At 61.2% G+C, this 20,196-nt stretch carries 20 protein-coding genes; 10 read left to right on the forward strand and 10 right to left on the reverse strand.

Translation table 11 applies throughout. The annotated features are described in order from the left end of the window. Positions 1 to 66: 66 nt before the first annotated feature. Complete coding sequence (locus tag MA04_RS19545) at positions 67 to 1,971, reverse strand: TRAP transporter permease (RefSeq protein WP_163124006.1); 1,905 nt, start codon at positions 1,969 to 1,971, stop codon at positions 67 to 69. Between the two features lie 430 nt (positions 1,972 to 2,401). On the opposite strand from MA04_RS19545, the gene MA04_RS19550 reads away from it, so the two are divergent. Then, positions 2,402 to 3,718 carry an alkyl sulfatase dimerization domain-containing protein gene (locus MA04_RS19550; RefSeq protein ID WP_262462350.1) on the forward strand — a complete coding sequence of 439 codons (1,317 nt, stop codon included), beginning with the start codon at positions 2,402 to 2,404 and terminating at the stop codon, positions 3,716 to 3,718. Positions 3,719 to 3,744: 26 nt separating this feature from the next. Here the strand turns inward: MA04_RS19550 and MA04_RS19555 are convergent, their stop codons facing one another. From MA04_RS19555 to MA04_RS19575, 5 genes are all read right to left on the reverse strand, one after another. After that, positions 3,745 to 4,518, reverse strand: a complete 774-nt coding sequence (locus MA04_RS19555; protein ID WP_262462352.1) for a TetR/AcrR family transcriptional regulator — start codon at positions 4,516 to 4,518, stop codon at positions 3,745 to 3,747. 79 nt (positions 4,519 to 4,597) lie between these two features. Continuing rightward, the gene (locus MA04_RS19560; protein ID WP_262462354.1) at positions 4,598 to 4,957 is read right to left on the reverse strand and encodes an RcnB family protein; all 360 of its coding nucleotides are present in this window, start codon (positions 4,955 to 4,957) and stop codon (positions 4,598 to 4,600) included. Positions 4,958 to 5,086: 129 nt separating this feature from the next. Next, a complete protein-coding gene (gene bfr, locus MA04_RS19565; RefSeq protein WP_163123985.1) occupies positions 5,087 to 5,554 on the reverse strand; it encodes a bacterioferritin in 468 nt (155 codons plus the stop codon). Positions 5,555 to 5,946: 392 nt separating this feature from the next. Next, positions 5,947 to 8,127, reverse strand: a complete 2,181-nt coding sequence (locus MA04_RS19570) for a 3-hydroxyacyl-CoA dehydrogenase NAD-binding domain-containing protein (protein ID WP_262462356.1) — start codon at positions 8,125 to 8,127, stop codon at positions 5,947 to 5,949. Positions 8,128 to 8,149: 22 nt separating this feature from the next. Next, complete coding sequence (locus tag MA04_RS19575; RefSeq protein WP_022996494.1) at positions 8,150 to 9,361, reverse strand: acetyl-CoA C-acetyltransferase; 1,212 nt, start codon at positions 9,359 to 9,361, stop codon at positions 8,150 to 8,152. A 212-nt stretch (positions 9,362 to 9,573) separates the two neighbouring features. Between MA04_RS19575 and MA04_RS19580 the strand changes: the two genes are divergently transcribed. The 5 genes from MA04_RS19580 to smrA all read left to right on the forward strand — a co-directional run bounded on the left by MA04_RS19580 (position 9,574) and on the right by smrA (position 12,595). Next, on the forward strand, positions 9,574 to 10,008 hold the full coding sequence (locus MA04_RS19580) for a hypothetical protein (RefSeq protein ID WP_262462357.1): 435 nt from the start codon (positions 9,574 to 9,576) through the stop codon (positions 10,006 to 10,008). Next, entirely contained in the window at positions 9,998 to 10,633 is a 636-nt protein-coding gene (locus tag MA04_RS19585; protein WP_055099283.1) for a superoxide dismutase, read from the forward strand. The genes MA04_RS19580 and MA04_RS19585 overlap by 11 nt, the downstream gene beginning before the upstream one ends. 111 nt (positions 10,634 to 10,744) lie before the next feature. Then, positions 10,745 to 11,524 (forward strand): glutathione S-transferase N-terminal domain-containing protein, encoded by a 780-nt coding sequence (locus tag MA04_RS19590; protein WP_035450928.1) that lies wholly within the window; start codon positions 10,745 to 10,747, stop codon positions 11,522 to 11,524. 130 nt (positions 11,525 to 11,654) lie between these two features. Then, positions 11,655 to 11,822 (forward strand): hypothetical protein, encoded by a 168-nt coding sequence (locus MA04_RS19595; protein ID WP_155854813.1) that lies wholly within the window; start codon positions 11,655 to 11,657, stop codon positions 11,820 to 11,822. A 164-nt stretch (positions 11,823 to 11,986) separates the two neighbouring features. Next, positions 11,987 to 12,595, forward strand: coding sequence for a DNA endonuclease SmrA (gene smrA / locus MA04_RS19600; protein ID WP_022996489.1), 609 nt, complete (start codon positions 11,987 to 11,989; stop codon positions 12,593 to 12,595). A gap of 291 nt (positions 12,596 to 12,886) precedes the next feature. Here the strand turns inward: smrA and sthA are convergent, their stop codons facing one another. The 3 genes from sthA to MA04_RS19615 all read right to left on the reverse strand — a co-directional run bounded on the left by sthA (position 12,887) and on the right by MA04_RS19615 (position 16,204). Then, entirely contained in the window at positions 12,887 to 14,287 is a 1,401-nt protein-coding gene (gene sthA, locus MA04_RS19605; protein ID WP_022996488.1) for a Si-specific NAD(P)(+) transhydrogenase, read from the reverse strand. Positions 14,288 to 14,384: 97 nt separating this feature from the next. Next, positions 14,385 to 15,074 (reverse strand): DnaA regulatory inactivator Hda, encoded by a 690-nt coding sequence (gene hda, locus MA04_RS19610; RefSeq protein WP_262462364.1) that lies wholly within the window; start codon positions 15,072 to 15,074, stop codon positions 14,385 to 14,387. Continuing rightward, on the reverse strand, positions 15,071 to 16,204 hold the full coding sequence (locus MA04_RS19615) for a DUF2066 domain-containing protein (RefSeq protein WP_262462366.1): 1,134 nt from the start codon (positions 16,202 to 16,204) through the stop codon (positions 15,071 to 15,073). The genes hda and MA04_RS19615 overlap by 4 nt, the downstream gene beginning before the upstream one ends. 100 nt (positions 16,205 to 16,304) lie before the next feature. On the opposite strand from MA04_RS19615, the gene purM reads away from it, so the two are divergent. Genes purM through MA04_RS19635 form a run of 4 tightly spaced genes read left to right on the forward strand, consistent with a single transcriptional unit; the run spans position 16,305 to position 19,387 of the window. Further along, on the forward strand, positions 16,305 to 17,348 hold the full coding sequence (purM, locus tag MA04_RS19620) for a phosphoribosylformylglycinamidine cyclo-ligase (protein WP_262462368.1): 1,044 nt from the start codon (positions 16,305 to 16,307) through the stop codon (positions 17,346 to 17,348). Further along, a complete protein-coding gene (gene purN, locus MA04_RS19625) occupies positions 17,345 to 18,001 on the forward strand; it encodes a phosphoribosylglycinamide formyltransferase (RefSeq protein ID WP_262462370.1) in 657 nt (218 codons plus the stop codon). Before purM ends, purN begins: the two co-directional genes overlap by 4 nt. Beyond that, a complete protein-coding gene (locus MA04_RS19630; RefSeq protein ID WP_163123952.1) occupies positions 17,946 to 18,686 on the forward strand; it encodes a DUF3108 domain-containing protein in 741 nt (246 codons plus the stop codon). Before purN ends, MA04_RS19630 begins: the two co-directional genes overlap by 56 nt. Further along, on the forward strand, positions 18,686 to 19,387 hold the full coding sequence (locus tag MA04_RS19635) for a DUF3108 domain-containing protein (protein WP_163123949.1): 702 nt from the start codon (positions 18,686 to 18,688) through the stop codon (positions 19,385 to 19,387). The genes MA04_RS19630 and MA04_RS19635 overlap by 1 nt, the downstream gene beginning before the upstream one ends. 226 nt (positions 19,388 to 19,613) lie before the next feature. Here the strand turns inward: MA04_RS19635 and dcd are convergent, their stop codons facing one another. Continuing rightward, on the reverse strand, positions 19,614 to 20,183 hold the full coding sequence (dcd, locus tag MA04_RS19640) for a dCTP deaminase (RefSeq protein WP_014995252.1): 570 nt from the start codon (positions 20,181 to 20,183) through the stop codon (positions 19,614 to 19,616). Positions 20,184 to 20,196 lie beyond the last annotated feature (13 nt).

Raw genomic sequence — 20,196 nt, forward strand, 5'->3', positions numbered from 1 at the left:
GGGGGCTCTGCTGAGCCCCTTACTTCCAGGGACTCCGAGCCCCTCTCTCTTCTACTTATCTGTCTTTCACTTATCCGCCGGTGCGCAACCAAGCCAACGCGGCCTGCGGTGCGGCATGAAATCGAACAGCAGGATAAGCAGCGCCAGAGCCAGACCGACCAGTTCCACCGAGGTGCCGCGCGCCATCAGCAATGCCGCTACCACCAGTCTCAGAATCCGCGCCAGCATGCCCAGCCGCTCACCGCCAAACCCGGCGAATCCCGTGGTTACCGCCCACACCACCAGAGTCAGGCGCACCACGCCCCAGGCCAGATCCAATGGATCAAAGCCCTCCACGATCAACAGCAGCGACGGATTGAATACGAACAGGAACGGCACCAGAAATCCGACCAGAGTCAGACGTACGGAGAGCATGGCCACTTTCATCGGGTTGGCCTCGGCCAATGGCGCCGCTGCAAAGGCCGCCAGGGCCACGGGCGGCGTGATGGCGGATAGCACCCCGAAATAAAGAACGAACAGATGCACGGAAAGCAGCGGCACATCAAAGCTGGTCAGCGCCGGCCCCATGACCAAAACGATGATCAGGTAGGCCGGCAAAGTCGGCATGCCCATACCGAGAACCAGGCAGCCCAGCGCGGTCAATATCAGACTCAATAGCAAGCTGCTCTCGCCCAGCCCGGCCACCGCTTGCGCGAAGCTCAGTCCCAGACCTGTGAGGTCCATGCCGGCGATGACGATACCAATGGCCCCCACCGCGATCATGATGCGCGAGCCGGCCACGCCGCCTTTTGCCAAAGCGCCGATCAACGCCCAGGGACGGCGGCGAATTTCCGGATTGAGAAAACCAAAGGCCATTGCCACCAGCGTCGCCCACACCCCGGCCATGGCCGGCGAGCGGCCCGCGGCCAGCACCAGAATCACCGTCAAAACCGGTGCCACGAACATTAGCGAACGCAGCCAGTCGTCCTTGGTCAGGACCGGCAATTCATGCTCCGGAGTGGGTTTGATACCAAGCCGGCGAGCCTCGTAGTACACCGCCGCGAACAGAGCGATCACGTAGAACGCCGCCGGCAATAACGCCGCCACGCAAATCAGCAGATAAGGCGTGCCGGTAAGCTGCGCCATCATGAACGCGGCGGCGCCCATTACCGGCGGAATCACCTGCCCACCGGTGGACGCGGCGGCTTCAACGGCACCGGCGAAGGCGGGGCTGAAACCGCGTTTCTTGATCATCGGAATGGTGAAAGCGCCGGTCCCCGCCACGTTGGCGGTAACACTGCCTGACATGGTGCCGAACAGCATGCTGGCAAAGATCGCGGCGTGGGCCGGACCACCGGGCAGACGGCCGGTGACACGAATGGACATACGCACCAGCGCCGGTCCGGCGCCGGTAGCCTCAAGCATGACGCCGAAGATGATGTAGATGAACAGCAACTCGATCATCACCGCCACCGGCGTGCCGAATACGCCGCTGAAGCCGTACCACATTCCCTGCATGATCTGATCCAGGGAAAAACCGGCGTGGCGCAAGGCGTCAGGCAACAGGTCACCCCACAGGCAATACAACAGGGTCACACCGGCGAACAAGGACAGTCCGAGGCCGAACTCCCGGCGGGTCAGTTCAATTACCGCCACTACGCCCACCAGTGCGATCAACTGATCGGTGCGGCTGTAGTCAACCAGCATGTTTTCCATATCACCGGCGAAGGCCAGGAAACGGGCAACCGCCAACAGAATCGCACCGACCAGGACCAGGTCGATGAGCCAGAACAAGGTGCGAATCAATGCGGTACGTGGCGGATTCACCACCACCAGCGGTTTGACCAGTACGGCGACGAGAATACAAGCAGCGAACGTCAGCGGACGCTGATAGCTCGGGTCAAAGATCCCGAAAAGAGACGTATAAATACTGATGGCGGCCAGAACCACGGCAATCGCCAGGCCAAGCCGACGACTTGAATCTGTGAGCACTCTCCCTCTCCCGCGGACATCGAAGTCCACCTTGGTTTTTTTGTGCGCTCATCAGATCATGCCAATTTAATGACTGTCAATTAGATTGTTATCAATACCCAAAATGCCATGACAATTTATTCATTGCCCAACACCGTCCACAAAGGCATAGGTGAACATTCGTTCAAGACGTAAATTTTTATCCCAAAAAATCCATAACTCCTTGTATTTATTTGACTTAATATTCAAATGAGATGCAAAAAACGCACAGATGTCGGCGTGCGGAATCTCACAACAAAAGAACTTCGACTCGCCAGATCCATCTCTGAACCAAACATGATTTTCCTAAAAAGTAATGCGATAACATGAATTTCATCTATCTTTTCTAATGCAACGACATTACTTTAGGTAACACTCTGTTCCTGATTTTCACCCTCGGAGGAGACCCCAAGTGATCAACGAAGAACTCAGAACCATAGGCGATGCCTGCTGGGAGCGGTTTGATTTCGGCCGCGACTGGAACCGTCATCTGCATGGCAGTCAGGTCATACCGATCAACGACCACCTGGCTTACATCGCGTCCAAAGGCGTGGTGGGCAACGTTACCGTCCTCAATACAGGAAAGGGCCTGGTGGTGTTCGACAGCGGCAGCCGCAATACCGCCGCCGCCATTCATAAGGCGATCCGAGCCTGGTCGGACCAGCCCATCCGTCATGTCGTCTATACCCACGGCCATCTGGACCACGCCTTTGGCACACCACTGTTCGACCAGGAAGCGCAACAGGCCGGAGAGCCCAAACCCGAGGTCATCGGCCAGGCCAATATCCGCCGCCGTTTCGAGCGCTATCAGAGCAGCGCCGGATGGAATGCACGCATCAACGGCCGGCAGTTCAAGGTGGCGGGCTTCCACTGGCCGGAGGAGTACCGTTACCCGGACCGCTTCTATGAAGAACAGATGATTCTGGAATGCGGCGACAGCCAGGTGGAGCTCAACCACGGCATGGGTGAAACCGACGACCACACCTGGAGCTGGATTGCAGAGGACCGCACCGTTATCACCGGGGATTTCATCATCTGGGCGGCGCCCAATGCCGGCAACCCACAAAAGGTTCAGCGCTTTGCCCACCAATGGGCGCAGGCCTTGCGCGCCATGGCGGCAAAGAAGCCGGAAGTGCTGGTGCCCGGCCACGGACCGGCGGTATTCGGTGCCGACCGTGTCGCCACGTTACTGGACGACACCGCCACTTTTCTGGAGACCATCCATGACCAGACTCTGGAGGGCATGAACCAGGGCTTGCCCCTGGCCGATATCGTGCAACAGGTTACTCTGCCCGAGGGCCTGCTTGACAGACCCTACCTGCATCCCACTTACGACGACCCCGAGTTTCTGATTCGCAATGTCTGGCGTTTGTACGGTGGCTGGTATGACGGCAATCCAGCGCACTTGAAGCCGGCACACCCGGACGCGCTAAGCGGTGCCCTGGCGGAGCTCTGTGGCGGAGCACAGGCGCTGACGCAAGCCGCGGCCAGATACCTTGACCAGGGTGATCTGCGCCTGGCTGGCCACTTCAGTGAAATGGCGGTGCGTGCGGAACCGGATGATCAGGAGGCTCACCGGGTCCACGCGGCAGTGAATCAGGCACGGGCAAAAGCGGAGACCTCGCTGATGGCCAGAGGCATTTTTACCGATGCCGCCAATGCCTCACTAAAGGCACTGGGCGACGATGGTGACCCGGGTTATCCCGGCCGCCGGGTTGGTATTGGTTGAGACGGGTTGGGATACCGGCGGCGTTATTAATCGCCGCCGGTGCCGGCTTTCTGTAGCATGGCGATGTCCGTATAGGAAGGCAGGTCATACAACTCGGAGGCTCCACGAATCGCTTCCAGTGTTTCCGGCGATAACGGCGCATCGTACATGGCAGCGCTGCAGGCAATGATGTCCTCAATCCGAATCCAGGCCTCCTCGCGACGAAAGCTCTCGCCTTTTTCCGACTGAATCCGCTCGATCGTCGCCATGCCATTGGTGTGCATGAATAACATACTGAGGAAACGTTGCTCTACAATCGCCTTGGGCAAATAGGGTTTGGCCTCCTTAAGCGCATCCAAACACTTTTCCATACCCGCGCCATACATTGCGTTAAAGTGAAGCCAGGTACTCCGCTCCATGCGCAATTGCACCAAAAAACGCAGGTAATATCCGGGTTCCTGTGTGCCAAACAAATAACGGGCCAGGGGCATCATCCCGCAGCGCATAATCTGTTCCGTGGACAGAGGCTTACCGGCCGACTGTCGGCGGGCCTCCTCGAACATGGCATGGCGATCCGCGTCTATCGGCTTGGAGCGCATCGCCAGAATGGACTCAATGATCGCTTCCCGGGAACCAAAGTAATAGTGAATCGCCGATTCGTTTTTCTGCCCGGCTTCCTCACGAATCTGGCGCAGAGAAGCCCCCTGCACCCCATTCATGGCAAAAACCTTCTCCGCCGCCAGAGTCAGCTCCAATTTGGTTCCGGAGATCTCTTCCGCCTTGCTCTTCTTACGACGCGTGGGTTTCCTTGCTGCCGCCATCCTTCTCCACCCTCAACACAAGTTAATGGAACCATACTAACATCATTCCATTAACAGGGGAGTGGTGACAAACCGGCCCTTACGAGCCGGCGATGATGGAGACAATGACGCCGGTAGCGATGGCGGTGAGCAGAAAGTCATTATCCACTTTCACCCAGTGGTGGCCCGGCTTCGGTGCCGGCAACCCATAACGGCCGTATTCTTTCACCACGTAACGAGGTTCCCGATAACGCTTGGGCAACGGCTTTCCCTTCCAGTCGGCATGGTGCGGACGATGCTCACCACCATGGGAAGGACCTTGATGGGCCTGCTGAGCCGGCCCGTGATTGCCCGCGGAGGATCGCTGGTCAGGCCCTTTCCCCGGCTGCGACCAGGCCAGAGAAGACGACAGCAGCAAGCTGCCAACAAGGGCGAGAGCGAGAGTTTTGCGGCCTTTCATAGTCGGCTCCTGTTTCGTCTTGATGGAACCAGGATGCGCCGGTAATGCGCAAGCACTGTGCCGACTTTGTGCAAATATGAGGAAAGGAGTGATCGCCGTGGCGCCGCCCGGCGATCCGATGAAGTCCCATCAGGACATTTGCGACTGGCGGTAGTTTTCCTCGCCGATGTGCTTGATCAAACGCAGCTGTTGTTCCAGCCAGTGGGTATGATCCTCTTCCGTGTCCTGCAACTGCTGGCGCAGCATTTCGCGGGTCACGTAATCCCCCACCGACTCGCACAATGCCATGGCTCTGGCCAGATCCTCCCGCACTTTGTATTCGAGACGCAGATCCGCCTCCAACATCTCCATGACGGTGCGGCCCGGAGACATGGCATGGGGCGTCATATCCGGCACGCCTTCCAGGAACAATAGCCGCCGCAGAATGGCATCCGCGTGTTCGGTCTCTTCCTGCATCTCGTGGTTGATGCGCTCGTAGAGGCGGCCATAGCCCTGATCCTCGTACTGGCGTGAATGCAGAAAATACTGGTCACGGGCGGCCAGTTCGCCGCGCAGCAGCTCCTGCAAACACTTGATCACATCAGGATGGCCCTTCATGGAAAAACTCCTCGAATTACAGATAACCGGACAACGTGCGCAGTATGACGCGCCCTGTCGCGACACGCCAGTCCTGGCGAATATTTTATCATTTAATTCAAGGAGTTAGAGAACAGCTAGCGGAATAACGAATCGCAACCAGAATGGTTATCGAATACTGACACGCAACACGCAACACGCAACACGCAACACGCAACACGCAACACGCAAACAAAAGGGTTGCCATGCACCGCCATCCCGTCAATGGCCGTTCCAATAGACATCAGCGCGGCCATGAAGTGGCCACCCCCTCATTCGCGTGCAAGCGTATTGCGTGTCAGCGTGCCGGCGCCTCAATAAAAAAGCCCGGACCAAACGACCCGGGCTTCAGCGTTTCCAACGAAAGCGGCGGGCTATTTGAAGATCTCGCCCTTCTCCGCTTTTTCCACCAGCAGCGGCGGCGGATTGAAACGCTCACCGTAGCGATCAGCCAGTTCCTCGGCACGGGCCACGAAGCCGCGCAGACCACCCTCGTACTGGTTCATGTACTGCACTACACCGCCGGACCAGGCCGGAAAGCCAATGCCAAAGATGGAACCAATGTTGGTATCGCCAACGGACTCGATCACCCCTTCCTGGAAGCACTTGACCGTTTCCAGGGCTTCGGCGAACAGCATCCTCTCCTGCATATCCTGGAACGGAATCGCTTCCCGGGCCGGAAACTGCTCCTTCAAACCGGCCCAAAGGTGCGCCTTGCCATTATCCGGGTATTCATAAAAGCCCTTGCCATCCAGCTTGCCGGGGCGATCCAGTTGGTTGACCATTTTCTCCATCACCGCCAGCGCGGGATGGGCCTGGGGGCTGCCGCCCTGCTCCTGCGCCGCCTGCTTGTACTCACCGGCAATCTTCAGGGACAGCTTCATGTTGATCTCATCGATCAGCTTGAGCGCGCCCACCGGATAGCCCGCCTGGGTGGCGGCCTGCTCGATGGAGTTGGCGTTCTGCCCTTCGCCGACCATGGCGATGGCCTCGTTGATGAAGGTGCCGATCACCCGGCTGGTGAAGAAGCCGCGGGAATCGTTGACCACGATCGGCGTCTTGTTGATTTGCAGTGTGTAATCGAACACCTTGGCCAGCACTTCGTCGCTGGTGTTCTCGCCACGGATGATTTCCACCAGCGGCATTTTGTCCACCGGGCTGAAGAAATGGATGCCGATAAAGTTGTCCTGTTTCTTCACCCCTTTCGCCAGGCCGGTGATCGGCAGCGTCGAAGTGTTGGAGCCCAGCACCGCGTCCGCATTGACCACGTCCTCGATTTCCTGGAACACCTTGTGCTTCAGTTCGGTGTTTTCAAACACCGCTTCGATAACGAAGTCCACGTCTTGCAGATCTTTAACGTCAGCGGAGGGCGTAATACGGGCAAGGATTTCTTCTTTCTTTTCCTTGCTCATCTTGCCCTTGGATACCACCTTGTCCAGCAGATTCTCGGAGTACGCCTTGCCTTTCTCCGCGTTCTCCAAAGAGACATCCTTGAGTACCACCTCGGCACCGGAACGGGCGGTGACGTAGGCGATCCCCGCGCCCATCATGCCGGCACCCAGCACCGCCACTTTCCGCGCTGTGTATTTCGGCACATCCTTGGGACGGCTGGCGCCGGCGTTGATGGCCTGCAGATTGAAAAAGAAGGCGGTGGTCATGTTCTTCGCTACCTGACCACAGGCCAGCTCAACGAAGTAACGGCCCTCGATCTTGATGGCGTTGTCGAAGTCCACTTGGGCGCCTTCCACCGCCGCCGCCAGAATATTGCGCGGTGCCGGATAATTGGCGCCTTTGAGCTGCTTGCGCAGATTGGCCGGGAAGGCCGGCAGGTTCTGCGCGAAACCGGGGTTGTTCGGCGCCCCGCCGGGAATCTTGTAGCCCTTCTCGTCCCAGGGTTGTTTGGCTTTGGGATTGGCTTTGATCCAGGCACGGGCCTGTTCCAGCATCGCTTCCGGGGTATCCACGACTTCGTCGATCAGCCCCAGTGCCTTGGCCTTGTCCACCTTGTGGCGCTGGCCTTGCAGCAGAACCTGCATCAGGGCGTTCTGAATCCCCAGCATGCGCACGGTGCGTACCACACCGCCGCCGCCGGGCAGCAGCCCAAGAGTGACTTCCGGCAGCCCGAATACCGCCTTGGGATTGTTCAGTGCGATACGGCGATGACAGGCCAGGGCGATTTCCAGACCACCGCCCAGGGCGGTGCCGTTCAACGCGGCCACCACCGGAATCCCCAGGGTTTCCAGGGTGCGCAGCTGTGCTTTGGCGGTTTCCACACCGGCGGAAAATTCCGCCGCCCGCTCCGGCGTTACCTGGATCAGATCGTTCAGATCGCCGCCGGCGAAGAAGGTGCTCTTCGCCGAGGTAATGATCACCCCGGTGATGTTGTCCTTTTCTTTTTCCAGCCGCTCGACGGTGGCGGCCATGGAACGCATGTAGCGCTCGTTCATGGTATTGGCGGATTGCTTGGGATCATCCAGGACCAGGGTGACGATATTGTCCGCGCCCTGTTCCCAGCGGATGGTGCTTTCTTTGTCGTTAGAGGTTTGCTCATTCATGATTCTTTTCTCTCCGTCCGGCTCACAGGCGCTCGATGATGGTGGCGATCCCCATGCCACCGCCCACGCAGAGGGTGCACAGTCCGTACTTCTGGTCACGGCGTTCCAGCTCATCCAGCACGGTGCCCATGATCATGGCACCGGTGGCCCCCAGCGGGTGGCCCATGGCGATGGCACCGCCGTTGACGTTCACTTTGTCGTGACTCAGGCCCATGTCCTTCATGAAACGCATGGCCACGGAGGCGAAGGCCTCGTTGATTTCCACCAGGTCGATCTGATCGATGGTCATGCCGGCTTTCTTCAGTACCTTGCGGCAGGCCGGCGCCGGGCCGGTGAGCATGATGGTGGGATCAGCGCCGCTGATGGCGGTGGCCACCACCCGCCCTCTCGGCGTCATGCCGAAATCCTTGCCCACCTGGGCGTTACCGATGGCCACCAGCGAAGCGCCATCGACAATGCCGGAGGAGTTGCCACCGGTGTGCACGTGATCGATCTTCTCCACCCAGTGGTATTTCTGCAGCGCCACGGCGTCGAAGCCGCCCATTTCGCCCATGACGGCAAACGACGGATTCAAGTTGCCAAGCACATCGGCGGTAGTGCCCGCGCGCACATGCTCGTCCCGGTCCAGCACCACCAGGCCATTGCGGTCCTTCACCGGCACCACGGAGCGCTGGAAATAGCCTTTTTCCCAGGCATTGGCGGCACGGGCCTGGGATTCGGCGGCGAATTCGTCCACATCGCGACGGGAAAAGCCTTCGATGGTGGCGATCAGATCGGCGCCGATACCCTGAGGCACGAAGCCGGTTTCGTAGTTGGTGATCGGATCCATGGCCCAGGCGCCGCCGTCGGAGCCCATCGGCACCCGGCTCATGGCTTCAACACCGCCGGCCAGAATCAGATCATCCCAACCGGACGCCACTTTCTGGGCCGCCGTATTAACCGCTTCCAGGCCGGACGCACAGAACCGGTTCAGTTGATAGCCCGCCACCGTTTCCGGCAGACCAGCGGCCAGGGCCGCGGTTTTGGCGATACAGGCGCCCTGGTCCCCCACCGGCGAGACCACGCCGAGCAACACATCGTCGATGCGGTTGACGTCCATGTTGGGGAAGCGATCACGCAGTTCGTCGATCAGACCCACCACCAGATCCAGAGGTTTGACGGTATGCAGGGAGCCATCCTTCTTGCCGCGCCCACGGGGGGTGCGGATGGCATCATAAATATAGGCTTCGGTCATGTAAGCGTTCCTCTCGCCCTCGCGGCCTGAGCAGGCTCGGCGTTCCGGGGTAACGATAATTATTGAGGTGAACAGATATTGAGGCGAACAGAGTGCCCCAGGGCCGAAACGGCCACAATGACGGGAGCGATCACGGATACTGAGCGAAAAAGACAGCATTCCGTCTCTTGCCTCCCTTTTAAATAATAGTAATTCGCATTACGATTAACGGAATGGACAGCAAAGCCCTGCTCCGGCTAGGTAACGAAGCCTTCGCCACGCAACGCTACGCCGAAGCTCAGGACCGCTACCGCCAGGCCATCAGCGCCCTGGCAACCGCCCTCCAATGCCGGCGCCCCGCCGACACCGACGCCCTGATCCTGTATTCCATCGCCATTCAGAACCTCGCGGACACCCACGCCCGGCGCGAACGGCCGGAGTTGATCCGGGATGTCCTGCTGGAAGGCTGTCTGCATCTGGCCCTGTGGATGAACGGAGCGTTGTCGCGGGGTACCGGCGGCTGCGCGCTGGGCGAGTTTGGCCGGCTGAGGATGCGGTTGCTGGCTTTGCATCAATCCGGCGCCGGATCGCTCGATCCACATCAGCAGCAGGCGCTGGAGGACGCCACACGTCTTTTAACGTTAGAAGGTAGTTACCATGATTCATGAGTTTCCGGACTTACCGTACGCCTACGACGCCTTGGAACCGGTGATCGACGAGACCACCATGCGCGTGCACCACACCCGCCACCATCGTACTTACTACGATAAGTTCGTCGCCGCCATTCGTGGCAGCGACCTGGAACAACAACCAATGGAGACCATTTTCGCCCGCGTTTCCCAACACCCGCCGGCGGTGCGCAACAACGGCGGCGGCTATTACAACCACACCCTGTACTGGAATGTGATGTCACCGGATGGCGGCGGCGATCCGGTGGGCGCGCTGGCGAACGCTCTGCTGGCCAAGTACGGTTCCTTCGACGAGTTCAAAACGGCTTTCGCCAACGCCGGCATCAATCAGTTCGGCTCCGGGTTTGCCTGGCTTTTGGTTACCAGGGAGGGGGACCTGGCGATCAGCGCCACCGGTAATCAGGACAACCCGCTGATGGACACCGCCGAGGTGCGCGGTGCGCCGATTCTGGGTTGTGATGTGTGGGAGCATGCCTACTATCTCACCTACATGAACAAGCGCCCGGACTACATCGACGCCTGGTGGAAAGTGGTCAACTGGCCCTACGTGAACCGGCTGTACGAAGAAGCGCTGACCCAGGCACCGCGGCAACAATCGGCCTGATGGCGGCATCGCTCCTGGCGCCCCTTAGCCTGTTCATGATCCTACCGGCGCCAGGGCCATTGTTCCGCCGTGGCGTCATGGCCAAGGTAGAGCGGAACAAGGAGGAGCCTTATGTCATATCTGGATATCGTCCGCTCACTGGCTTCCAGCGCCGCGCAAAATGGCCGGGGCATTGCCACCCGCCCGCGTGACAAGCAGCCGGAAGAGCCTTTGGAATTGTACGACATCGAAGCCTGTCCCTATTGCCGGCTGGTGCGTGAAACGCTCACCGAGCTGGATCTGGACGTACTGATTTTCCCTTGTCCCAAAGGCGGCAACCGTTACCGACCTCTGGTGGAAAATCTCGGCGGACAAACCCGCTTCCCGTTCCTGATGGATCCAAACACCGGCGCGGCGCTCTATGAGTCCGAGGATATTATCGATTACCTGCACCGGGAATACGGCGACCGCCTGCCGCCCGGGCGCGGGCTGGCCTCCCGCTTGCGACTCGTGTCGTCGTTCACCGCATCGGTGCCCCGAGGCCGCCGTGGACTGCGCGCCCGCCCGGCGGGCCTGGCGGAACGGCCGCTGGAGTTGTACTCCTTCGAGGCCAGCCCGTTCGCGCGCCTGGTGCGGGAACGGCTGTGTGAGATGCAACTGCCGTATCTGATCCGGCAGTGCGGCCGGGACCAGTGGATGGACTGGGTGCTGCCGGCGGTACGCGACCGCCTGAACCTGAATTACCGGCCCAGCCAGCGCAACCGGCGGCGTCTGATCACCATCACCGACATGGTGGCGATCCCGTATCTGGTGGATCCGAACACCGGCGAGGAGCGTTATGAATCGGCTTCGATCCTGGAATACCTGGATTACGCCTACCAGGAACCCGATACCGCGCCCCGGGCAGTATGAACAGGGTCGTATGAATATTGCGTTGCGCCTCTTCTCCGCCGCCGGGTTCAGTGATATATAGGTGTTGCGGCTTTGCCGCGCCTGTTACTACGAGTGTTTGTATTACGGATCTTTTTTGAGAGTACAGAACATGAGTCGTCGCCACTTTGATGACTACGACGCCAAAGAATGGCAAGAAGAGCATAGTCGGGTAGCGAAGGAACGTCGCAAGCGGGACGCCAAGAAGCATCGCCATCAAACCGATGACGAGGCTCTGGAAGCCCCCGGTCGCCCCCGATCACCGCGTCCCTCGCACTGATCGACCTTTTCTCCCGGTCCTCAAGGGGTATGCTCGCATACCCCCTGTGGTGCTTTTCCCCGAATTCCGCCCTACGCGCCTCCATCGCCGACGACCATCCAGCCACTGCCACGGCCCCCTACTTTGTGTACTATCCCCATAAAGTTCCGTGTCCGGAGGGTGCCATGAACGACCATGACGACGATCTGTTTCGCGATGACTTATTTCGCAAAGAAATGACCGGTGTGGCACCGCTCAAGGACGATGGCCGCGTGCGCCTCAGCCGCCCTCAGCCCCCCAGCCTGGCCCAGCAGCAACGCCGCGCCGCCGCCACCGCCCGGGCCGCCCGGGACGGCAATCCGCTAACCTTGCCGGAGTTTGTTCGGGAAGCCGGCCCCCACGACATCGTCGGGCAGAAGAAAAACGGCGTGCAGGAAGGGGTGTTCCGGAAACTACGGTTGGGCAAGTACGAAACTCAGGCCCATCTGGACCTGCACCGGGTTCGTTTGCTCGATGCCCGCGAGCAGGTATTCCGCTTTCTCCAGGAGGCTCAGGCGCAGGGGTTACGCACCGTGCAAATCAGCCATGGCAAGGGCCAGCACAGCGAACGCCCCGGCCTGCTGAAAAGCTACGTGCTGCACTGGCTGGCCGAGTATCCGGAAGTGCTGGCCTTCCATAGCGCGCCGCAGAATCAGGGCGGCGCCGGCGTCACCCTGGCGCTGTTGAAGAAAAGCAGCGACGCGCGACAGAAAAACCGGGAGTTTTTCTACGAGCGCAGCCGCGCGCAGAGGTAGCCGCGGCGGGCACAGAAGGAGCTACGAAGCCGCTGTGGGAGCTTGCCTGCAAGCGAATGAGCTTCCGGGCCCCAAGATTCGCTTGCAGGCAAGCTCCCACAGCGGCTTCGTAGTGTCCTCCGAATTTACCTCTCCAAAGCCCGCAACAAGCTTGGGCTTTAACGTAACAACGATTGTGAGATACCAGCGGTCGGCACGACTCCCGCGCTTAGCGGCTCCGCTGTCCACGATGGAGGGCAATGCCAGTTCCGCCTAAACCGCCATGAGCACCCCAAAATCCTCCGGCTTTTTTCACCGCCTTACCCGGTTCAGACCGTTGATCGCCGCCACCCGGTAGGCTTCGGCCATGGTGGGATAGTTGAAGGTGGTGTCGACGAAATAATGCAAGGTGTTGTTCGGCGCCGGCTGGCGCATCACCGCCTGCCCCACATGCACGATTTCCATCGCCTGGTAACCGAAACAGTGAATCCCCAACACCGCCAGGGTCTCGCGGTGGAACAGAATTTTCAGCATGCCGACCCGCTCACCGGTGATCTGCGCCCGGGCCAGATTCTTGAAGAACGCCTGCCCCACTTCGTAGGGCACCTTCGATTCCGTGAGTTCCTGCTCGGTCTGCCCCACCGAACTGATACCGGGGATGGTGTAAATACCGGTGGGCACATTTTCCACCTGCTTCACCGGGCCGCCGGTGACGATACCCTCGGCACAGAACCGTCCCTGGTCGTAGGAGGCGCTGGCCAGGGACGGCCAGCCGACTACATCGCCCACCGCGTAAACGTTCTCCGCCGCCGTGCAGTAGCGCTCATCCACACTCAACTGCCCCCGGCTGTTGGCTTCCAGCCCCAGATTCTCGATACCCAGATCCTGGGTGTTGCCGGAGCGGCCGTTACACCATAGCAGCGCATCCGCGCGCAGCCGTTTACCGGACTGCAATTCCAGAGTAACGCCGTCGTCGTCAGCGATGATCCGCGAGTATTCCTCGCTGTGACGGATCGTGGCCCCCTGATCCCGCAGGTGGTAGCTGAGCGCATCGGAAATTTCCGTGTCGAGGAAATCCAGCAGATGCTGCCGGTTATTGACCAGGTCCACGCGCATGCCCAGGCCGGTGAACATGCAGCCATACTCGCAGCCGATCACGCCAGCGCCATAGACGATGATGTTGCGGGGTGTATGCGCCATGTTGAGGATGGTGTCGGAGTCGTATATGCGCGGATGGTCAAAGTCCACGTCCGCCGGATGATAAGGCCGCGAGCCGGTGGCGATGAGAATATTACGGGTCCGCAATAGCCACTGACGGCCAACCGGATCATCCACGCGCACTTCGCCCGGCCCCTGGATATAACCGAGCCCGGAAAATAAACGTACCCGGTTACGAATATAGAAGTCGGTGCGCACTTGCACCTGGGAGTCGATCACTTCCCCGCTGCGGCGGATCAGGTCCTGCCACTGCACCTGACGCGGATTGATCAGACCACGCAGCAACGGATTGCGTTGCGAGCGGATCACCTGACGCACCTGGTGACGCAGCGCCTTGGAGGGGATCGTGCCCCAATGCGTGCAGTTACCGCCAACCCGGTTCTGGCTCTCGATCATGGCAACGCGCAGACCGCCCTTGGCCGCCTGCATCGCCGCCGCCTCCCCCGCCGGTCCACTGCCGATGATGACTAGATCCCAACCGGAACTGATATCCATAGCGTCTCCTTATCGACTTGGTGGTGATCACGAGATCACGCGAGGGTGTTCGGTGCTGTTTCGCTAGTATAGGAAAAAAGGCGGATCCTCGCCGGGGTCACCAATCAAAAACATCCTTGATGAAAGGGATGGTTAGCGCACGCTGACGGGCCAACGCCATATGATCCAGCGTGGCCAGCCGCTCCAGCAGCGCCGCCGGTGAGCGCTCGCTGCGCATGGCCAGATAACGGGCGGCTTCACCATTGATTCGCAAACCTCGCTCACCGGCGCGCCTTACCACCAGTTCCGTCAGCGCCTGCTCATCCAGGGGTTGTAGCCGGATCACCGGTCCCGCCGCCAGCCGCGTGGCCAGATCCGGCAGTTGCCAGGGCGTTGCCGCCGGTGAAGCGGAAGCGGTAAACAACAGTACGCCGCCGCCGGCCATGACGCGGTTATAGAGGTGGAACAGGGCTTCTTCCCAGCGCGGCTGGCCGGCGAAATGGTCGACGTCGTCCAGCGCCAGCAGAGCGAATTGCTCCATGCCGTCAAAGACATCGGGCACCAGCGGCAACAACTCCTTGGCCGGCAGCAGACAGGCGGAACGGCCCAGCGCCTGGGCATGACGCACCGCGCCTTCCAACAGATGGCTCTTGCCCTGGCCCTCGCCGCCCCACAGCAATATCTGATGTTCCTCGCCCTGGGCCGCGGCTTTCACCGAGGCCAGGGCCAGGCCATTGTCACCGGCGTGAAAATTGTCCAGGTCATGCCCTTCACGCAATTGCAGGGCCAGCGGTAACTGGTTGCTCATGGTTGCCAGCAATACAGGGAGCGCCCCTGACTCTCCCCGCATTCGCTGAGGCCGGCCACATCACGGGCCGGCGTCAGCCCCGCGGGGCTCAATTGGATCAACACCTGATCGCCGTCGAGGGAGCGAACCTCCACCGACGCCACGCCGGGTGCCTGGGACAGCGCCTGACGCAAAGCGGTCAGGTCACGCAGGGAGCTGACACCGCGTACCGCCAGCAACGTCATGTCGTCGAAACTGTCCGGCCCACTGGCGGACGGCGCCGAGCCATCGGCCATCACCGGCCCGGTGCCGACGGACGTGGCAGGCGGCGCGGGCGATGGGCCCGTCCGCTGGCCGTCGGCGGAGCGGACTTCATTGCTATAGCGCTCATTGAGAGTATCAGCCACCGCCGTCACCATACCGGAGAGCAATGCCCCACGTTCCCCGTTATCACGATCCTGCGTCACCGTTTCGCGGCCTTCCATCAAACGCCAGTTGAGGGTCTCCTGACGGCCGTCGTACAACACCGCGGTGGCCACCCAATCACTGCCGTAACGGCGCGACGCCGCCAGCACCGGTTCATCGAAACGGCCACGGATGTCCGCCACCGTGAGTCCCTCTCGGTCCTGTTCGTCCCAGGCCGGGAAGCGCAACGTCACGCCGCGTTGCGCCGCCACGTCCGCCATCGCATCGGCGAGGTCATCGCCGGCACTGACCACGCTGCCGCGCCCGCTGCCCGCCACCATCCACACCAGCACCGTGGGCGGCTCTCCCCGCCACACCGGCGCGCCTTGGTTGGCCAGGTAACGGCGCAGAGCGGCACCGTCAAATTCCAGTTCCAGCCGGGTGGCATCGCCCTCCTGCTGATAGCGGTAAGCCTGCAGCCAGCGATCCGGCGCGGCCAGAGCTCCGGCCACGCCAGGCAGGTCGGCCACCTCGGCCCGGCCGGTCAGGCGCCGAGTCAGTCTTTCCAGCCCTTCACGGAGCGCCTCGTCGCCGGGCGCCTCGCCGCCGGGCCCATCGTTCACGGGCAGCGACACCTGCCCCAGGGTATCGGCCCCCGCGCCCGGCGCCAGGGCCAGCAATAACAGTACGCAGCACAGTAATCGGGTCATCAGTTCGGTCCAGCGGGCCTCGATTGGGCGCGCCATTATCCCCTATCCGAACGCTGCTGGCGAACCGTCCGTCGGCCCGTTTCCACTCCTGGTCCGCGATTGCTAGAATACGCGCCTTCACCATCTGGAGTGCCCCATGAGCGAACAGAAACGGCCGCTGACCTACCGCGACGCCGGCGTGGACATCGATGCCGGCAATGAGCTGGTAAAACGAATCAAACCGGTGGCCAAGCGCACCGGCCGGCCCGAAGTGATGGGCGGTCTGGGAGGCTTCGGCGCTCTTTGCGCTCTGCCGGAAGGGTACCGGAACCCGGTGCTGGTGGCCGGCACCGACGGCGTCGGCACCAAATTGCGTCTGGCCATGGATCACGACCGCCATGACAGCGTCGGCATCGACCTGGTGGCGATGTGCGTGAATGATCTGGTGGTGGGCGGCGCCGAACCGCTGATGTTTCTTGACTACTACGCCACCGGCAAGCTGGATGTGGACACCGCCGCCCGGGTGGTGGAAGGCATCGGCGAAGGCTGCGTGCAGGCCGGTTGCGCCCTGGTGGGCGGCGAAACCGCGGAAATGCCCGGCATGTACCAGGGCGAGGATTACGACCTGGCCGGCTTTTGCGTCGGCGTGGTGGAGCGCGACGGTGTCATCGACGGCAGCCGCGTCCAGGCCGGCGACAAACTGATCGGTCTGGCCAGCTCCGGTCCCCATTCCAACGGCTACTCCCTGGTGCGCCGCATTCTCGAACAAGGTGACGCCAACGCCGATCTGGACGGCAAGCCGGTGATCGAGCATCTGCTGGAACCCACTCGCATTTATGTGAAGAGCCTGCTGGCTCTGATCAAGTCCGTGCCGGTGCACGCTCTGGCGCACATCACCGGCGGCGGCCTGCCGGAAAACCTGCCGCGGGTGCTGCCGGACAGCACGCGCGCGGTGGTGGACACCAATACCTGGACCTGGCCGCCGGTATTCCAGTGGCTGCGGGAACAGGGCCAGGTACCGGAAATGGAGATGTACCGCACCTTCAACTGCGGCATCGGCATGGTGGTGGTGGTGCCCGCCGACCACGTGGATCAGGCGGTGGCCGAGCTGGAAGCCGCCGGCGAACAGCCGATTCTGATCGGCGATATCCGTTCCCACGACGGCGCTCCGGAAGTGGTGATGGAGGGGCTCACTCCGTGACCCACCGTCTGGCCGTGCTGATCAGCGGTTCCGGCACCAACCTGCAAGCCATTCTGGATGCCATCGATGACGGTTCCCTGGACGCCCGCGTTACTCTGGTGTTGAGTAACCGGGCCGATGCCGGCGGCCTGCAGCGGGCGCACCGGGCCGGCGTGAACACGGCGGTGATCGACCATCGCGACTACCCGGACCGGCCCGCGTTTGATCACGCCATGATCGGCGAGCTTGATGCCCATGGCGCCGATACCGTGGTCCTCGCCGGCTTCATGCGCATCCTCTCCAGTGACTTCGTGCGGCACTATGACGGCCGGCTGATCAACATCCATCCTTCACTACTGCCGCTGCATCGCGGCCTCCACACCCATGCCCGGGCGCTGGAAGCCGGCGATCGTGAACACGGCTGTTCGATCCACTTCGTCACCGAGGAACTGGACGGCGGCCCGTTGATTGCTCAGGCGCGCTTACCGATACTGACGAACGATACTCCGGAAACCCTGTCCAAACGGGTACAGGAATGCGAGCACGGACTTTATCCGGAGGTCCTGCAATGGCGGGCCGCCGGGCGTCTGCGTCTGACCACACAGGGAGTGGCACTGGATGGCGAAATCCTACCCCCACAAGGCCGGCAATGGGCGCCGGCGGTTTCTCACTAGCGCCCTGTTGGCGCTGCTGACCCTGGCGACGGCCCCGGCCCTCGCAGCCGAACCACCGATTACCCCGTTCCAACTGCAATACCGGCTCAAGGCCCAGGGCATTCCCTTCGCGGTCACCGCCAACCGGACGCTGAAAGCCCTCGGCGACGGACAATGGCAGATGGAAGTGGTGGCCAGCAACGTGCTCGGCGAAATTCGCGAGACCTCCCGTTTCGTCTGGAACGGGTGCACGCCGGTGAGCCGCTTCTACGGTTACCGGCGCAAGGGACTCGGCCAGCTCAAGGAAGCGGAAGTAAGCATTCCGGCGGGCGGCGCCACCGCCACCGCCAAACGCAGCGGCAAGGCGGATCGCCAATACCCGGTGCCGGCGGCCGCGGTCACCGACAAGATTTCCCTGACCCTGGCCCTGCAGTGCCGGCTGGCCCGGGGCGAGCGGGATCTGACCTTGCATGTGGCCGATGAGCGGGAACTGGAAAGCCAGCATTATCTGGTCGAGGGCGAGGAAACCCTGAGCATCGACGGCAAGCCGATCACCACGGTGAAGGTACGCCGCGACCGCAGTGGTAACAGCCCCCGCCAGACCTGGCTGTGGTTCGCACCGGAATACGGCTACACGCTGGTGCAATTGGTGCAGGAAAATGAGGACGGCCGCCATGTGATGACGCTGCAGGGAGCATTACCGTGATGCGCGGCGCGCTCCTGGCACTGGCTCTGGCGTTACCTGGCGGTGCCGCTCTGGCGGCCGAGCCACTGGCACCGTTCGCCGCCGAATACCGCATTCACGTCAACAAGATTCCAACGCCGATCAAGGCGACTCTGGTACTGGAACCCGCGCCGGGAGAAGACCGTTACCGCATGCTGTTCGAAGCGGACTCGTTCATGCTCACCAATACCGAGGAGAGCTGGTTCCAATGGAACGACTGTGAGCCACGCACCGAACGTTACGTGCATGAGTTCCAGGGGTTCGGCAAGCACCGCTATCACCACACCGACTTTTCCTGGTCGCCGCCCAAGGCGGTCAACAGCGACAGTAAGGAGGGCAAGGAGAGTTTCGATATTCCCGCCGATGCCCTGGACGAGCTGACCATGTTGCTGCGGGCCCGTTGCGTGTTCGCCACCGGCGACAAGGAATACACCGCCACCAGCGTCTACGGCGATCGTGTCCGCCAGCATCATTTCATCGTCATCGACCGGGAAACCCTGGACACCCCCATGGGGGAACTGGACACGCTGATCGTGGAAAAGCGCCGCAAAGGCGACCGCAAGGAGAAACGCCGCACCCTGTTCTGGGTGGCACCGGCCAAGGACTACATGGTGGTTAAAGCCCGCCATATCGAAAGCACGCTGCTGCGCGGCGAGCTGATCATGATCGACTACGGGAATTGAAGAGCAGCGCGGTCCGTTGACCACTGGTGTCCCACAACTCGCTGGCACGCCAAATCCTTGGCCCGTTTGCGCCTGAATTCGCACTGTATTCGCGAGCAAGCTCGCTTCCCACAGCGACTTCGTAGACCCCCTGTGGGAAGCGAGCTTGCTCGCGAATAAGGCGTGTTAGCGTGTAGCGTGCCGGCCTCAAACTACGGGACAGCAATGGTCCGTGGACCGCAATGCTTTAGGCCTTAGGCAGCGTCACGCCGCGCTGGCCCTGATACTTGCCGCCACGGTCCATGTAGGACACCGCGCATTCCTCGTCGGATTCCAGGAACAGCATCTGCGCCACGCCTTCGTTGGCGTAGATTTTCGCCGGCAGCGTGGTGGTGTTGGAAAACTCCAGGGTCACGTGCCCTTCCCACTCCGGTTCCAGCGGTGTGACGTTGACGATGATGCCGCACCGGGCATAGGTGGATTTGCCCAGGCAGATGGTCAGCACATTGCGGGGAATGCGGAAATACTCCACCGTCCGCGCCAGCGCGAAGGAGTTGGGCGGAATGATGCAGGAATCGCCCTTGATATCGACGAAGCTCTTCTCGTCGAAGTGCTTCGGGTCCACCGTGGCCGAATGGATGTTGGTGAAGACCTTGAATTCGTCGGCGCAGCGCACGTCGTAGCCATAACTGGACACGCCATAAGAAATCAGCTTGTTGCCCTCGCCGTCGACGCGCACCTGCTCGGCCTCGAACGGTTCGATCATGCCCTGCTCGCGGGCCATGCGGGAGATCCAGCGATCGGATTTAATACTCATGACAAGCCTTGTC

Source organism: Alloalcanivorax balearicus MACL04, from assembly GCF_025532145.1.
Taxonomy (GTDB): Bacteria; Pseudomonadota; Gammaproteobacteria; order Pseudomonadales; family Alcanivoracaceae; genus Alloalcanivorax; species Alloalcanivorax balearicus.

Coding starts and splice junctions, on each gene's coding strand:
- MA04_RS19635 (WP_163123949.1), top strand. CDS start 18,686: ATGCGCGGCGCGCTCCTGGCACTGGCTCTGGCGTTACCTGGCGGTGCC.
- sthA (WP_022996488.1), bottom strand. CDS start 14,287: ATGGATATCAGTTCCGGTTGGGATCTAGTCATCATCGGCAGTGGACCG.
- MA04_RS19555 (WP_262462352.1), bottom strand. CDS start 4,518: ATGGCGGCAGCAAGGAAACCCACGCGTCGTAAGAAGAGCAAGGCGGAA.
- MA04_RS19580 (WP_262462357.1), top strand. CDS start 9,574: ATGGACAGCAAAGCCCTGCTCCGGCTAGGTAACGAAGCCTTCGCCACG.
- bfr (WP_163123985.1), bottom strand. CDS start 5,554: ATGAAGGGCCATCCTGATGTGATCAAGTGTTTGCAGGAGCTGCTGCGC.
- purM (WP_262462368.1), top strand. CDS start 16,305: ATGAGCGAACAGAAACGGCCGCTGACCTACCGCGACGCCGGCGTGGAC.
- dcd (WP_014995252.1), bottom strand. CDS start 20,183: ATGAGTATTAAATCCGATCGCTGGATCTCCCGCATGGCCCGCGAGCAG.
- smrA (WP_022996489.1), top strand. CDS start 11,987: ATGAACGACCATGACGACGATCTGTTTCGCGATGACTTATTTCGCAAA.
- MA04_RS19615 (WP_262462366.1), bottom strand. CDS start 16,204: ATGGCGCGCCCAATCGAGGCCCGCTGGACCGAACTGATGACCCGATTA.
- MA04_RS19590 (WP_035450928.1), top strand. CDS start 10,745: ATGTCATATCTGGATATCGTCCGCTCACTGGCTTCCAGCGCCGCGCAA.
- hda (WP_262462364.1), bottom strand. CDS start 15,074: ATGAGCAACCAGTTACCGCTGGCCCTGCAATTGCGTGAAGGGCATGAC.
- MA04_RS19585 (WP_055099283.1), top strand. CDS start 9,998: ATGATTCATGAGTTTCCGGACTTACCGTACGCCTACGACGCCTTGGAA.
- MA04_RS19630 (WP_163123952.1), top strand. CDS start 17,946: ATGGCGAAATCCTACCCCCACAAGGCCGGCAATGGGCGCCGGCGGTTT.
- MA04_RS19560 (WP_262462354.1), bottom strand. CDS start 4,957: ATGAAAGGCCGCAAAACTCTCGCTCTCGCCCTTGTTGGCAGCTTGCTG.
- MA04_RS19595 (WP_155854813.1), top strand. CDS start 11,655: ATGAGTCGTCGCCACTTTGATGACTACGACGCCAAAGAATGGCAAGAA.
- MA04_RS19575 (WP_022996494.1), bottom strand. CDS start 9,361: ATGACCGAAGCCTATATTTATGATGCCATCCGCACCCCCCGTGGGCGC.
- MA04_RS19570 (WP_262462356.1), bottom strand. CDS start 8,127: ATGAATGAGCAAACCTCTAACGACAAAGAAAGCACCATCCGCTGGGAA.